This window comes from Streptomyces sp. DSM 118878, from assembly GCF_052936595.1.
Window position 1 is genome coordinate 5,508,303 of record NZ_CP193622.1, and the last position, 13,663, is coordinate 5,521,965.

At 71.0% G+C, this 13,663-nt stretch carries 11 protein-coding genes; 4 read left to right on the forward strand and 7 right to left on the reverse strand.

Annotated elements, in window-relative coordinates; all coding sequences use genetic code 11:
• The first annotated feature begins 72 nt into the window (after positions 1 to 72).
• Both ACRAKF_RS24635 and ACRAKF_RS24640 read left to right on the forward strand, forming a co-directional pair.
• A complete protein-coding gene (locus ACRAKF_RS24635) occupies positions 73 to 804 on the forward strand; it encodes an aggregation-promoting factor C-terminal-like domain-containing protein (RefSeq protein ID WP_447039605.1) in 732 nt (243 codons plus the stop codon).
• A 138-nt stretch (positions 805 to 942) separates the two neighbouring features.
• Complete coding sequence (locus ACRAKF_RS24640; protein WP_447039607.1) at positions 943 to 2,283, forward strand: AI-2E family transporter; 1,341 nt, start codon at positions 943 to 945, stop codon at positions 2,281 to 2,283.
• Positions 2,284 to 2,354: 71 nt separating this feature from the next.
• Here the strand turns inward: ACRAKF_RS24640 and ACRAKF_RS24645 are convergent, their stop codons facing one another.
• Positions 2,355 to 2,885, reverse strand: coding sequence for an alkyl hydroperoxide reductase (locus tag ACRAKF_RS24645; protein WP_361181900.1), 531 nt, complete (start codon positions 2,883 to 2,885; stop codon positions 2,355 to 2,357).
• Positions 2,886 to 2,900: 15 nt separating this feature from the next.
• Positions 2,901 to 3,455, reverse strand: a complete 555-nt coding sequence (locus ACRAKF_RS24650; RefSeq protein ID WP_447039608.1) for a peroxiredoxin — start codon at positions 3,453 to 3,455, stop codon at positions 2,901 to 2,903.
• A 134-nt stretch (positions 3,456 to 3,589) separates the two neighbouring features.
• On the opposite strand from ACRAKF_RS24650, the gene ACRAKF_RS24655 reads away from it, so the two are divergent.
• Positions 3,590 to 4,543 (forward strand): LysR substrate-binding domain-containing protein, encoded by a 954-nt coding sequence (locus ACRAKF_RS24655; RefSeq protein ID WP_447039609.1) that lies wholly within the window; start codon positions 3,590 to 3,592, stop codon positions 4,541 to 4,543.
• 85 nt (positions 4,544 to 4,628) lie between these two features.
• On the opposite strand, the gene ACRAKF_RS24660 is transcribed toward ACRAKF_RS24655, so the two are convergent.
• The 3 genes from ACRAKF_RS24660 to ACRAKF_RS24670 are packed head-to-tail and all read right to left on the reverse strand — an operon-like array spanning position 4,629 to position 8,256.
• Positions 4,629 to 7,049 carry an FtsX-like permease family protein gene (locus tag ACRAKF_RS24660; protein WP_447039610.1) on the reverse strand — a complete coding sequence of 807 codons (2,421 nt, stop codon included), beginning with the start codon at positions 7,047 to 7,049 and terminating at the stop codon, positions 4,629 to 4,631.
• Entirely contained in the window at positions 7,046 to 7,732 is a 687-nt protein-coding gene (locus ACRAKF_RS24665; protein ID WP_447039612.1) for an ABC transporter ATP-binding protein, read from the reverse strand. The genes ACRAKF_RS24660 and ACRAKF_RS24665 overlap by 4 nt, the downstream gene beginning before the upstream one ends.
• Positions 7,729 to 8,256 (reverse strand): PadR family transcriptional regulator, encoded by a 528-nt coding sequence (locus ACRAKF_RS24670; RefSeq protein WP_447039614.1) that lies wholly within the window; start codon positions 8,254 to 8,256, stop codon positions 7,729 to 7,731. Before ACRAKF_RS24670 ends, ACRAKF_RS24665 begins: the two co-directional genes overlap by 4 nt.
• Before the next feature lie 298 nt (positions 8,257 to 8,554).
• On the opposite strand from ACRAKF_RS24670, the gene ACRAKF_RS24675 reads away from it, so the two are divergent.
• Complete coding sequence (locus tag ACRAKF_RS24675) at positions 8,555 to 10,813, forward strand: transglycosylase domain-containing protein (RefSeq protein ID WP_447039616.1); 2,259 nt, start codon at positions 8,555 to 8,557, stop codon at positions 10,811 to 10,813.
• A 97-nt stretch (positions 10,814 to 10,910) separates the two neighbouring features.
• Here the strand turns inward: ACRAKF_RS24675 and ACRAKF_RS24680 are convergent, their stop codons facing one another.
• Entirely contained in the window at positions 10,911 to 12,824 is a 1,914-nt protein-coding gene (locus ACRAKF_RS24680; protein WP_447042152.1) for an ATP-binding SpoIIE family protein phosphatase, read from the reverse strand.
• Positions 12,825 to 12,976: 152 nt separating this feature from the next.
• On the reverse strand, positions 12,977 to 13,618 hold the full coding sequence (locus ACRAKF_RS24685) for a class I SAM-dependent methyltransferase (RefSeq protein WP_447039618.1): 642 nt from the start codon (positions 13,616 to 13,618) through the stop codon (positions 12,977 to 12,979).
• Positions 13,619 to 13,663 lie beyond the last annotated feature (45 nt).

The following is a 13,663-nucleotide window of genomic DNA, read 5'->3' on the forward strand; positions in this document are numbered from 1 at the left end:
GCGGAGGCCAGTGCCAGGGGCACGATTGCGTCCGCGAGGTCACCTATGCGGGCGATGCTGGAAGGAAATCGTGTGAGCCGGATCTCGGTCCGGGGATTCGCCGTGGCGTCAGCCACCGCGGTCACCACCGTCGGCGCTGTCGTGGGCGTTGCCTCGGGCAACACCCAGCCCTCGAACTCCAACGACTTCGAGGCAGCGGCAAGCGACGCGACGCTCCTCGCAGACATACCCGCGGGTCAGCAGGCCCAGGTCCAGACCGCGTCCCTGACCCAGCAGGCCGACGCGCAGGCCATGGCCGCCGACACCGCGGCGAAGAAGACCGCAGCGGAGGAGGCCCGCAAGCAGGCCGCCGCCTCGGCGATCGAGAAGCAGAAGGCCGCGGAGAAGGCGGAGGCCGCCGAGAAGGCGGAGAAGGCCGCCGCCGCCAAGAAGGAGCGTGAGGACAAGCTCAAGGCCAAGGCCAGCCGCTCATCCTCCCGCGACGCCTCCAGCTTCGCGCCCCAGAGCTCGTACACGGTCTCCCAGGTCCAGGCGATGGCACGGCAGATGGTCCCCGGCGACCAGTTCCAGTGCTTCAGCAACATCGTCAACCACGAGTCGACGTGGAACTACAAGGCACAGAACGCCTCTTCGGGCGCTTACGGCCTCGTACAGGCGCTGCCCGCCTCCAAGATGTCCTCGGCGGGCTCCGACTGGCAGACCAACCCGGCCACGCAGATCAAGTGGGGCCTGAACTACATGAACGACCGCTACGGAAGCCCGTGCGGCGCCTGGAGTTTCTGGCAGGCGAACAACTGGTACTAGGCCGCGCCCCGGCCGTACCCCGCTCGACCTCGCGAGGCCCCTCACCGTTCCTTCGGTGGGGGGTCTCGTCCATGTACGGTCGGTCCGGACGGCTTCCAGGGGGGAGTGGCGCGGAATGACGGGGGTAGAGGACGGATCATGTCGCGAGTGCCAGGGTGGCTCGGCCGGGTCGGTGCCGGGCTGAGCGAGGTGGGTGAGCGGTTGAGCGACCAGCGGCGCGACGGCGACGCGGGCCCGGACGCCGACGAGCCGCAGGATTTCGTCCAGGAGGAGCAGGAACACGTCCCGCCGCCTCCCGCGTACGCGCCGGACATAGGAGCCAGACCCGAGCCCGTGGCCTCCATCCCGTGGGGCATGCGTGTCGCCGCGGAGGCCGGCTGGCGGCTGCTCGTCCTCGCGGGCACCCTCTGGGTCCTGATGAAGGTCATCAGCGCCGTCCAGCTCGTGGTGCTCGCCTTCGTGGCCGCGCTCCTCATCACCGCGCTGCTCCAGCCCACGGTCGCCCGGCTCAGGCGGGTCGGCCTGCCGCGCGGTCTGGCGACGGCGGTCACGGCGATCCTCGGCTTCGTCATCATGGGCCTGGTCGGCTGGTTCGTGGTCTGGCAGGTCATGGAGAACGCCGACGAGCTCTCCGGGCAGATCCAGGACGGCATCGAGGATCTGCGCAAGTGGCTCCTCAACAGCCCGTTCCACGTGACCGAGGACCAGATCAACGACATCGCCAAGAGCCTGCGGGACGCGGTCGGCGCCAACACCGAGGAGCTCACCTCGGCCGGCCTCGCAGGCGTCACGGTCGTCGTGGAGGCGCTGACCGGCATCCTCCTCGCGATGTTCTCGACGCTCTTCCTGCTGTACGACGGCAAGCGCATCTGGCAGTGGTTCCTGAAACTGATGCCCGCTCAGGCCAGGCCCGGCATAGCGGGAGCGGGACCGCGGGCGTGGCGCACGCTCACCGCGTACGTGCGCGGCACGGTGATAGTGGCCCTGATCGACGCCATCTTCATCGGCCTCGGCATCTACTTCCTCGGGGTGCCGATGGCGGTGCCGCTCGCCGTCATCATCTTCCTGGCCGCGTTCGTGCCGCTGGTGGGTGCCGTGGTCTCCGGCGCCCTCGCGGTGGTCGTGGCGCTGGTGACGCAGGGCGTGTTCACCGCGGTGATGGCCCTGATCGTGGTCCTCGCGGTGCAGCAGATCGAGGGGCACATCCTCCAGCCGTTCATCCTGGGCCGCGCGGTACGGGTGCATCCGCTCGCGGTGGTCCTCTCGGTCGCCACGGGCAGCATGATCGCCGGGATCGGCGGTGCGGTGGTGGCGGTGCCGCTGGTGGCCGTCACGAACACGGTCGTCGGCTATCTCAGGGCGCACGCCCGTGAGGCCGCGCTCAAGCAGGCCCCGCAGCCGCGCGGCGCGACCGCGCTGGACACCGCTTCGACGGGGCCGTCCACGCCGGGATCCGCCACGGACAACCGGGCGCCGTAGAGCCCCGGCACAGAGAAGCGGCCCGGTCCGAAACCAAGGTTTCGGACCGGGCCGCTCTCGCGTGTGGCGGGTTACGCCAGGACGTCCTCGGAGTCCAGCGTGACGCCGACCGCCTGGATGACCGCGGCGATCTTGAAGGCTTCCTGGATCGTCTCGCGGTCGACACCGGCCTTGCGCAGGACCTGCTCGTGCGAGTCCAGGCACTGGCCGCAGCCGTTGATCGCGGAGACCGCGAGCGACCACAGCTCGAAGTCGACCTTCTCGACCCCGGGGTTGCCGATGACGTTCATCCGCAGACCGGCGCGCATCGTCCCGTACTCCGGGTCGGAGAGCAGGTGACGCGTGCGGTAGAAGACGTTGTTCATCGCCATGACGGCCGCGGCCGACTTGGCGGCGGTGTACGCCTCGGGGGAGAGGTTCGCCTTCGCCTCGGGCTCCAGCTCGCGCAGCACCTTCGGGGAGCGGGACGCGATGGCGCAGGCCAGCACGGTGCCCCAGAGCTGCTGCTTCGGCAGGTCCGAGTTGCCGATGACCGAGCCGAGGTTCAGCTTCAGGTCCTTGGCGTAGTCCGGAACGGCGGACTTCAGTTCGTCGAGTGCCATGTCAGAACCTTCCGTTCACTCGCCCGAGAGGAGCGCGACCGGGTCCAGGGTCTCGTCGCCCTGGGTCCAGTTGCAGGGGCAGAGCTCGTCGGTCTGGAGGGCGTCGAGGACCCGGAGGACCTCCTTGGGGTTACGGCCCACGGAACCGGCGGTCACCATCGTGAACTGGATCTCGTTGTTCTGGTCCACGATGAAGACGGCGCGCTGCGCGAAGCCGTCCTCGCCCTCGATGCCGAGGTCACGCATGAGCTCGTGCTTGGAGTCCGCCAGCATCGGGAAGGGCAGGTCCGTCAGGTCCGGGTGGTCCTTGCGCCAGGCGTGGTGCACGAACTCGGAGTCACCGGAGAAGCCGAGGATCTGGGCGTCACGGTCGGCGAACTCGTCGTTCAGCTTGCCGAAGGCAGCGATCTCGGTGGGGCACACGAAGGTGAAGTCCTTGGGCCACGCAAAGACGATCTTCCACTTGCCCTCGTAGGTCTTGTGGTTGATCTGCTCGAACTCCGAGCCCTTCTCCAGGGAGACACAGGCGGTCAGGTCGAACTCGGGGAACTTGTCACCGACAGTGAGCACACGTACTCCTTGCGACGAAGAAACGCCCTTTTGGGGAGTTTCCTGGGGGGTTGGACTGATCCTCGATGGTGGCACAGGGTGCATTGATTACGGAAATAGCTAGAGTGGGTCATGTTGATCGGAGGTGGTTATCAGTGCGAGCCATAAATAGGGGCAAGCAGCCCAGCGGCAGACAACCGAGCCTGGCACAGCTACGCGCGTTCGCGGCCGTGGCCGACCACCTGCACTTCAGGGACGCGGCAGCGGCGATCGGAATGAGCCAGCCGGCCCTGTCGGGAGCCGTCGCGGCCCTGGAAGAGACACTGGGTGTCAAGCTCCTGGAGCGGACCACCCGCAAGGTGCTGCTCTCGGCGGCCGGGGAGCGGCTCGCCGTGCGGGTCGGCGCGGTCCTCGGCGAGGTCGAGGCGCTCATGGAGGAGGCGGACGCCGTCAAGGCGCCGTTCACCGGCGCGCTGCGGCTCGGCGTGATCCCGACCGTGGCGCCCTATCTGCTGCCCGCGTTCATCACCCTCGTCCACGAGGCCTACCCCGACCTGGACCTCCAGGTCCACGAGGAGCAGACCTCGTCGCTGATCGATGGGCTCACGGCGGGCCGGCTCGACCTGCTGCTCCTCGCGGTGCCGCTCGGCGTGCCGGGCGTGACGGAGCTGCCGCTCTTCGACGAGGACTTCGTCCTGGTCACGCCCCTGGACCACTGGCTCGGCGGCCGTGAGGGCATTCCCCGCGAGGCGCTGAAGGAGCTGACCCTGCTGCTCCTCGACGAGGGGCACTGCCTGCGCGACCAGGCCCTCGACATCTGCCGTGAGGCCGGCCGCGCCGAGGCCCCGGTGACCACCACCGCGGCCGGGCTCTCCACCCTCGTACAACTGGTGGCCGGCGGGCTCGGCGTGACGCTGCTGCCGCGCACCGCCGTGCGCGTGGAGACCAGCCGCAGCAACCAGTTGCTCACCGGGTACTTCGCCGACCCCGCGCCGACCCGGCGGATCGCCCTCGCGATGCGGACGGGGGCGGCGCGGGCCGCGGAGTACGAGGAACTGGCCGAGGCGCTGAAGGGCGCCGTAAAGCCGCTGCCGGTACGGGTGGTGTGACCCACCCGGCCCGGCAGCGGCCCCGTACCGCCTCCGTCGCCGCGGCCGTACGCCCCGCGCTCGCCCGTACTCGCGCTCGCCCGCGCTACTCCGTGCGCAGGCCGTCCGGCCGCATCATCCGCCACAGCGGTGGCAGGCTGAGCAGCGTCACGACCGCGACGAGGACGCCTCCCGCGCCGGCCAGGGGCACGAACAGCCACCAGTCGGTGACCGGCTTCTCGATCATGCGGACCATGACCCAGCCGAGGCCGAGGCCGCCGGCGACCGCGAGGGCCAGGCCGATGACGACCGGGATCGCCGTCTGCCACAGCACCGACCACGCCATCGAGGAGCGGCGGGTGCCGAAGGCGGTGAGCGCCGCGAGGAGCTTCCTGCGCTCGCGGAGCTGCTCCAGCATGGACACCAGCATGGACGCCGCGATCAGCACCATCGTGGCCATCGCGCCGACCTGGAGGCCGGTCTGGATGGTCGCGTACTGCTTGTCGCGTTCGACGGCGCGCAACGTCATCACGTCGAGGAACGGGCCGACGCGGGCGGCGGTGTTGCGGATGTACTCCTCGGCGTCCGGCGTGTCCCTGTCGACCTTGATCATGGCGGTCGTCGAGGCGTCGACCAGCTTGGCGGGGTCGACGGCGGCGGGCGTGGCGTAGATGCCGTCGTGCTCCTCGCCGGCCGGGTCGGGACGGGTCCTGACCACGCGGGAGTCGGCGGGCAGCGTCCACGGTATGTGCCGGTGTCCCGCCTCGTCCCAGCTCCGGGGGTTGAGGTCGACCGGCTTGCCGGGGCGGGCCGACTCGTCGACCCAGCCGTTCATCGACTCGTTCCCGCTGTGCGCGACGAAGGTGTCGCCGTCCTCGCACCGGCCGATGTGGGCGAGTTCGCGCAGGTTCTCGCAGGTGGCGACCGTTAGCTGCGTGGTGGGCCGGATGTCCTCGGGGTCCTTCATCCTGCCGGGCTTCACGGCGTACGTGGTGACCGAGCCGATGACGTGTTCGACGCCCCGGGTCGTACGGAACTTCTCGATCATCCGCTCGGCGAGCTTTCCGTCGCCCACGTCGGCCCTGACCACCAGACTGGCGCGGCCGGGAGCGTTGTCGGTGGTGCGGTTGAAGTCGTCGTGCATCGCCACGAACAGCATCTGGAGGGCGACCGCGCCCGCGACCGCCACGGTGATGCCGCTGACCGCCCTGGCCGCCGTGCCGCTGCTCAACTGGAGCCTGCGGGTGGCGAGCTGCCAGGGCACGGGGCCGCCGCCGCGCAGCCGCGCCACGCTCGCCTCGACGAGCCAGGGCAGCAGCGCGGCCAGGCCCACCAGGGTGAGCGTCGCGCCCAGGCCGATGGCGTAGACCGGCGGGGCCACGCCGCCGCCGACCCGGCCCGCGGCCAGCAGGATGCCGAGGCCGAGCACCGGCATGACGACGCGCCACCACAGCCGGCGCTTGCGGGGCCTGGCGTTGCGCACGACGCCGAGCGGTTCGATGGAGACGGCCCGCAGCGAGATCAGCGTGACCACGACGGAGGTGACCGGCACGGCGAGCAGGATCGTCGCGGCGAGGCCGGGGACCGGCACGACGTCGGACGGGAAGGCGCTGACCTGCCACATGTCGACCAGGCCGAACAGTTCACGCACCCCGAGGAACGCGATCCCGCCCACGGCGAGGCCGAGCAGCGCCCCGAACAGGGCCTCGCCCGCGGCGATCCGCCGCACGCTGTGCGCGTCCGCGCCGACCAGGCGCAGCGCGGCGAGCCGCCGGTCGCGCCGCTCGCCGCCGAAGCGGACGGCGGTGCCGATGAAGATGATCACCGGGGTCAGCAGGACCACGCAGATCAGGACGGTGAGGACGATCAGGAGCGGGTCCAGCGGCTCCCCGGGCTCCGCCCAGCCGAACTTGGCGACGCGGTGGCCGCCGTCGGCGCGGGTGAGGGAGTCGGAACCGGCGTAGTAGTAGAGCTCCCCGGGGTGGACGAGGCCCGCGTCGGCGATGGTGCCCGAGATCCGGTAGCGGTCGAACCGCTCCTTCAGCAGGGCGCCCTCGGAGCTGTCCAGGAGGTCCCGCAGGGCGGGCGAGACGACCATCTCGCCGTCTGCCGGCAGCTTCGCGAGGCCGGGCGGCACGACCGGGTGCGCGCCCTCGGCGCGCAGCATGCGGCCGGTCACCGTCGCGTCGCGGAAGTCGGTCCGCATCTCGCGCTGGAGGACCGTCGAGTCGGACTTCCGTACCGGCCCCGCGGAGAACTGGCCCTCCGCGGTGCGGGCCACCGAGCGGTCGTCGCGCCGCTGGATCAGCTCGGGCACGGAGGCCGCGCCGAGCAGCAGCGCCACGCCGAGGCCGACGCCGATCGCGGTCAGCAGCGTGCGGGTCCAGCCCTCGCGGCCGCCGCCGACGGCGAAGCGCACGCCCATGGCGAGGTCGCGCAGGACGGCGCGCGGCCCCTTGCCCGCGGAGTTCCCCGCGGGCGGCGCACCGGCCCGGGCGGCGGACCTGGGGCGGGTGTCGAGGCTCATACCGCCCGCTCCATGTCGCGCGACCTGCCGTCGCGCACGACGATCTCGCGGTCGGAGTAGGCGGCGACCCGGGTCTCATGGGTGACGAGGACGACGGCGGCGTTGGCCGAGCGTGCGGCGTCGGTCAGGAGTTCCATCACGCGCTCGCCGTTGAGGGAGTCGAGCGCGCCCGTCGGCTCGTCGGCGAAGATCACGCGGGGGCTGGTGGCGAGCGCGCGGGCGACGGCCACGCGCTGGCCCTGGCCGCCGGAGACCTCGCCGGGCCGCTTGGCGACGACGTCGTCGACCTCCAGGCGCTCCATCCAGGTCCGGGCGGTCGCCTCGGCCTCCTTGCGCTTGGCGCCGTTCAGCCGCAGCGGGAGGGCCACGTTCTCGACGCAGGTCAGCTCGGGCACGAGCTGCCCGAACTGGAAGACGAAGCCGAACTCGCTGCGCCGCAGGGCGCTCAGCGCGGCGTCCGGCATGCCGGTCAGCTCACGGCCGTCGTACGTGATGGAGCCCTCGTCGGGCCGGACGATCCCGGCGAGGCAGTGCAGCAGGGTCGACTTGCCGGAGCCCGAGGGGCCCATGACGGCGACGACCTCGCCGGGGTGGATGGAGAAGCCGGCGCCGTCGAGCGCGGCGGTGGGGCCGTAGGTCTTGCGGAGTCCGTCGGCCTGGAGCAGGGAACCAGCGGGGGTCATGCGGGGCGCACCTCCTGGGCGAGCCTGCCGAGACGCGCTGCCGTCAGTTCGAGCCAGCGCAGATCGGCTTCGAGATGGAAGAGCGCGTGGTCGCAGATGAGCTGGTCGGCGAGGTCGCCCTTGCGCTTGCGGTCGGTGAGGATGCGCATCAGGCGCAGGTGTTCGGCGCGCTGCACGTCGAGGAGTTCGGCGGCGTCGCGCCCGGTCAGGAGCGCGAGCACGACCTTGGTGTAGAGGGTCGACTGAAGGTAGGGCTCCGGCTTCTCCGGGGTGGCGAGCCACCGCTGGACGTCCGTGACGCCGGCCTCGGTGATCGCGTACCGCTTGCGCTCGGGACCGCCGCCCGCCTCGATGCCGTCGACCTCGACGAGGCCGTTCTTCAGCAGGCGGGACATGGTCGAGTAGACCTGTCCGTAGTGCAGGGGCTTGTCGTGCCCGAACTTCTCGTCGAAGGCGCGCTTGAGGTCGTAGCCGTGCCGGGGGCCCGACTCCAGAAGACCCAGAAGGGTGTGGCCAATGGACATGCGGCGCACTCTACACGCCGTGTATACGTGGCGTGTATACGTCCTGTGCAGACCCTGTGAGCCGGAACGGCCGTGCAACCTTTCGCACCGTGAAACCGTCGGTTCCTACGGGGCAGGTGCTCATTGTCACGTCCGGAAAAGACCGGATCGGAGGACCTTTGTCCCTTGGTGCGGTGTTAGCTTCATGAGCTGACTTAGCGACCAGATGACTTGCCAGTGAGAAGACGAGACGTACGGGAAGCACGCCGTGGTGCGGGACGTACGGGTCGTACGAGATGGAAGCGGAGCATTCTCAGTCATGGGCCGAGCCGAAGAACGACAAGCGCGTCAGCGCGGTGCCCGCCGGGCAGCGCGCGGGCGCCCGTCAGGCGGGGGCAAGCCCAAGCGCACCGGCATACGCCGCTTCTTCACCTGGAAGAAGCTCCTCGGCACGTTCTTCGGCTTCGTGCTGCTCGGCATGCTCGGCTTCGTCGTGCTGTACATGGTGGTCGACATACCCGAGGGCAACGCCCTCGCCAAGAAGCAGAGCAACGTCTACAAGTACAGCGACGGCGAGGTCATCGCCCGGACCGGTGACGTGAACCGCGAGATCGTCGACCTGGACAAGGTGCCCGAGGACGTCCAGAAGGCGTTCGTCGCCGCGGAGAACAAGTCCTTCTACAAGGACGAGGGCGTCGACTTCAAGGGCACGGCCCGTGGCGTCCTCAACACGGTGACCGGCAAGGGCAAGCAGGGTGGCTCGACCATCACCCAGCAGTACGTGAAGAACTACTACCTCAGCTCGGACCAGACCGTCAGCCGCAAGCTGAAGGAACTGGTGGTCTCGCTCAAGGTGGACCGCGAGAAGAGCAAGGACGACATCCTCGCGGGGTACATCAACACCAGCTACTACGGACGCGGCGCGTACGGCATTCAGGCCGCGGCCCAGGCCTACTACGGCGTCGACGCCAAGGAGCTGGACGTGGACCAGGGCGCCTACCTCGCGGCCCTCCTCCAGGCCCCCAGCCAGTACGACTGGGCGGTCGCGACGCCGACCGGCAGGAAGCTCGTCAGGCAGCGCTGGGACTACGTGCTCGACAACATGGTCGAGGAGGGCTGGCTGGACTCCGGCAAGCGGGCGGACCTCAAGTTCGCCAAGCCCGAGGACCCGAAGGCGCCGCCCGGCCGCGAAGGCCAGATCGGCTACCTCGTCGAGGAGGCCAAGCGGGAGGTCCTGCGCAACAGCGACCTCAGCGAGGCCGAGTTCGAGGCCGGCGGCTACACCGTCACGCTGAACATCGACCCCAAGAAGCAGAAGCAGCTTGAGGCGGCCGTCGACAAGAAGCTGAACGACAGGCTCGACCGCAAGAAGAACAAGGCCGATGCCCGGGTCCAGGCGGGCGCCGCGTCCGTCGACCCCAGGAACGGCAAGGTCCTCGCCATGTACGGCGGCGAGGACTACGTGAAGCACTACACGAACAACGCCACCCGCCGTGACTACCAGTCGGCCTCCACCTTCAAGCCGCTGATCCTCGCCGCGGCCCTGGAGCACGGAGCGACCACGCAGGACGGCAAGCCGATCACCGCGGGCACCATCTACGACGGCACCAGCAAGCGCCCCGTCAGAGGCAGCGACGTGGGCTTCGCGCCGCCGAACGAGGACGACGTGGACTACGGACCCGTCACCGTCCAGAAGGCGATGAACAAGTCCATCAACTCCGTCTTCGCGCAGATGGGCGTGGACGTCGGGATGCCCGAGGTCATGGAGATGGCGGGCAAGCTCGGCATGAACGTCAAGGGCCTGCCCGCCGTGCCCGCCCAGACCCTGGGCTCCATGGGCGCGAGCCCGCTGGAGATGGCGGGCGTGTACGCCACCCTCGACAACCACGGCAAGAAGGTCACCCCGGCGCTGGTCGCCTCGGTCGACCACAAGGACCGCACCGTCGACCTGCCCGACCCGATCGGCGAGCAGGTCGTCAAGCGCGGCACCGCCGACTCGATCACCTCGGTCCTCACCGGCGTGGTCGACGACGGCACGGGCAGCGCGGTGCGCAACCCGGCGCAGGACGTGGCGGGCAAGACCGGCACCTCCGACGACAACAAGTCGGCCTGGTTCACGGGCTACACGCCGAAGCTGGTCACCTCCGTCGGTCTGTTCGGCGAGGGCGCTCCCGACACCGCGGAGAAGAACAAGCAGGTCTCCATGAAGGGCGCCGGAGGCCGTGCCCGCGTCGACGGCGGCAGCTTCCCCGCCGACATATGGGCGGCGTACACCTTCGAAGCGATGGGCTCGCCCAGCAGGTTCGAACTCGACACCGACATGGGCGCCGCCATCGCGCCGCCCCCGGAGCCGACGACGAAGGCCCCGAAGGCGCCGACGACCGAGCCGACGGAGCCGGAGGACGACCCGACGACGAAGCCGCCGTCGCAGTCCCCGACGACGAAGCCGCCGTCGGACGACCCGACGACCAGGCCGCCGTCGGAAGACCCGACGACCAAGCCGCCCACGACCGAACCGGGTCCGAGCGACACGGCCGAAGAGCCGGACGAACCCGACCGGCTGCTCGGCAGGGACTGACGGCCCGGAGCGTCACAGCGCGCACGAAGGCGCCCGGAACCGACGCGGTTCCGGGCGCCTTCACGCGCGCGTGCGGCCGGGGTTATGACACAGGTTCTCAGCTCCGGTTCAGCTCGAACCAGACGACCTTGCCCGTGCTCAGGCGCGTCGCGCCCCACCGCCGCGCCATCTTGTTGACCAGGTAGAGCCCGCGGCCGCCCTCGTCCGTGGCGCGGGCCTGGCGGAGCCTGGGCAGTTGTGGCACGTCGTCGCCGACCTCGCAGCGCAGTACGTCGGTACGGAGCAGCCGCAGGGTGATCGGCCGGGACGCGTACCGCACGGCGTTGGTGACGACCTCGCTGACCAGGAGCTCCACCGCGTCCGTCATGTCCTCGAGGCCCCAGCGGGCGAGGGCGCTGCGGGCCAGGCGGCGGGCGCGGGAGGGCGTGGCGTTCTCCGGCTCAAGGAACCAGTACGCGACGTCGCTCGGCGCGATGCCGTCGAAGCGGGCGGCGAGCAGCGCGATGTCGTCGTCCCGGTCACCCGGGCCGAGCATGTCGAGCACCTCGTCGCAGAGCGCCTCCAGGGGCGGCGGATGGTCCGGGCCCGTCAGCTGGGCGGTGGCTGCGAGACGTTCCCGCAACTGCTCTATGCCGGTCCACACGTCGCGCAGCCGGGACTCGACGAGCCCGTCCGTGTACAGGAGCAGCGTCGCGCCCGCCGGGGCGTCCAGCTCCACGGCCTCGAAGTCGACGCCGCCCACGCCGATGGGGGCGCCCGGCGGCACGCGAAGCACCTCGGCGCGCCCGCCCAGGTGCAGCAGGACGGGCGGCGGGTGGCCGGCGTTGGCGATGGTGATGCGGTGCGACACCGGGTCGTACACCGCGTACAGGCAGGTGGCCATGCGGTCCGAACCGAGCCGCTGGGCCTGCTCGTCGAGGTGGTGCAGGACCTCCTGCGGCGGCAGGTCGAGCCCGGCGAGGGTCTGCGCGGTCGTCCGGAGCTGGCCCATGATCGCGGCCGAGGTCATGGAGTGCCCCATCACGTCGCCCACCACCAGGGCGACGCGGCTGCCGGGCAGCGGGATCGCGTCGTACCAGTCGCCGCCGACCCGGGCGGTCTCCGCCGCGGGCAGGTAGCGCGAGGCGAGCCGCACGCCGGTCGGGCGCGGCAGCGTCTCGGGGAGCATGGTGCGCTGGAGCTCGTCGGCGATGTACGCCTCGCGGCCGTACAGGACGGCCTTGTCGATGCCGAGCGCGCTGTGCGTGGCCAGTTGGGCGGCGACCAGGAGGTCGTCCACCTCGAAGGCGGGGCGGTCGGGGCGGCGCAGGAACACAGCCGCGCCGATCACCCGCCGCCTGCCCCGCAGCGGCGCGAGGATGGCCCGCTGCCCCGCCGGCACGGTCCGTCCCTCGCCGAGGAGCTCGGGCAGCGCGGCCTGGGCCGCCGAGGCGTCCGCGAAGACCGGGCGCACGCCGCGCAGGACCTCGGCGAGCGCGCCGCCCGGCCGCACCTCGCACAGCTCGGCGGTGGCCGTGATGCCCGTCAAGTCCCTGCCGGGCACGGCCTGGAGCGAGGGCGGCGTGCCGCTGTCGGTGTCCTGTTCCTCGGTGCCCTCCTCCAGGGAGCGCAGCCGGTCGGTGCGGCGCAGGCGCAGCACCAGCGGGCCCGTGGGCCGTTCGTCGCCGACGGGCAGCGGGTCGCGCAGATAGACCAGGATGGCGTCGGAGAACGTCGGGACCGTGGCACGGCACAGGCCCATCACGATCTCGTCGAGGTCTATGCCGCGGGCGATCCGCCGCGTCGCCGCGCCGACGAACCGCAGCCGGTCGCCGTCGCGCCGCATCGCCACGGGACCGGAGCCCGGTGGCCGCGGCCTGCCGGTGCGCCGCTCCTCGCCGTCCGGCGGACCCAGGGGTGCCGTGGCGGGCCCGGGCGGCACGCCCTCGGGCGGGCGCGGCCTGCCCCGGCCGGGCTCGGCGGCCGAGGGCTGGGAGTGCTCACCGGACGGCGGCACGGAGGCCCCGGGCAGGGCGTCGCCCCCGCGGGCCTGCGCCGCCGGGGCGGTCGTCCTGGCAGCGGGTGCCTTGCGACCCTCGTATGGGGTGAGGTGCTCCGTCACGCGTTTCGAATCCGTCCGTCCGGGGCTGCGCGCGGTGCGCGCCGTCCAGCGTTGCGCGTCGCTCAGCCGCGTCGGCAGTGCATGAAGATCTGATGCTCGGGTGGTACGTCGATGCTCGCAGGTGCGTACGAATACGTGGCCTCTTCGGCGATGTCGAAGCCCGCGTCGCGCACGACCTGGCGCAGTTCGTCGCCCAGGTAACCCGATACCCGGATCGTGTGTCCCAGGAACGGGATAGCCGTGTCGTCGAGGTCGGCCTCGACCATGGAAAGCTCCATCAGGCCCCCGGGCCGCAGCAGGCCGTGCAGCCGCCGCAGCGCGTCGGGGATCTCCGGGCGCGGCAGCATCAGCAGGGCGAAGAAGCAGACGATGCCGTCGAACCGGCCGATGCCCTCAGGGCCCTCCGCCCGGAGGTCGGCGATGTCGAGTTGCCTGAACTCGGCCTCGGGGACGTTCTTTCCGGCCAGTTGGAGCATGCCCGTCGAGATGTCCGTGCCGAGGACGGTGTGGCCCGCGTCGGTGAGCTGCCGGGCGGTGGGCAGGCCCGTGCCGCAGCCCACGTCGAGCACCCGGGAGCCGGGCGGCAGGGCCTTCGCCAGGCGGTGCCCGGCCGCGAGCTGCCCCTCCTTGTGCGGGAAGGCGTCGTCGTAGAACTGACCGATGCCGTCAAAAGCCTCGGCCTGTCCCCTGCGGTCCACGCTCACGTTCTGCCGCCCCTCGATGACTTCCTGTCAGGCACCGCACAGGTT

Bases quoted from the DNA above. Each gene is read 5' to 3' on its own strand.
- ACRAKF_RS24640 (WP_447039607.1), top strand. From the start codon at position 943: ATGTCGCGAGTGCCAGGGTGGCTCGGCCGGGTCGGTGCCGGGCTGAGC.
- ACRAKF_RS24645 (WP_361181900.1), bottom strand. From the start codon at position 2,885: ATGGCACTCGACGAACTGAAGTCCGCCGTTCCGGACTACGCCAAGGAC.
- ACRAKF_RS24660 (WP_447039610.1), bottom strand. From the start codon at position 7,049: ATGAGCCTCGACACCCGCCCCAGGTCCGCCGCCCGGGCCGGTGCGCCG.
- ACRAKF_RS24665 (WP_447039612.1), bottom strand. From the start codon at position 7,732: ATGACCCCCGCTGGTTCCCTGCTCCAGGCCGACGGACTCCGCAAGACC.
- ACRAKF_RS24670 (WP_447039614.1), bottom strand. From the start codon at position 8,256: ATGTCCATTGGCCACACCCTTCTGGGTCTTCTGGAGTCGGGCCCCCGG.
- ACRAKF_RS24675 (WP_447039616.1), top strand. From the start codon at position 8,555: ATGGGCCGAGCCGAAGAACGACAAGCGCGTCAGCGCGGTGCCCGCCGG.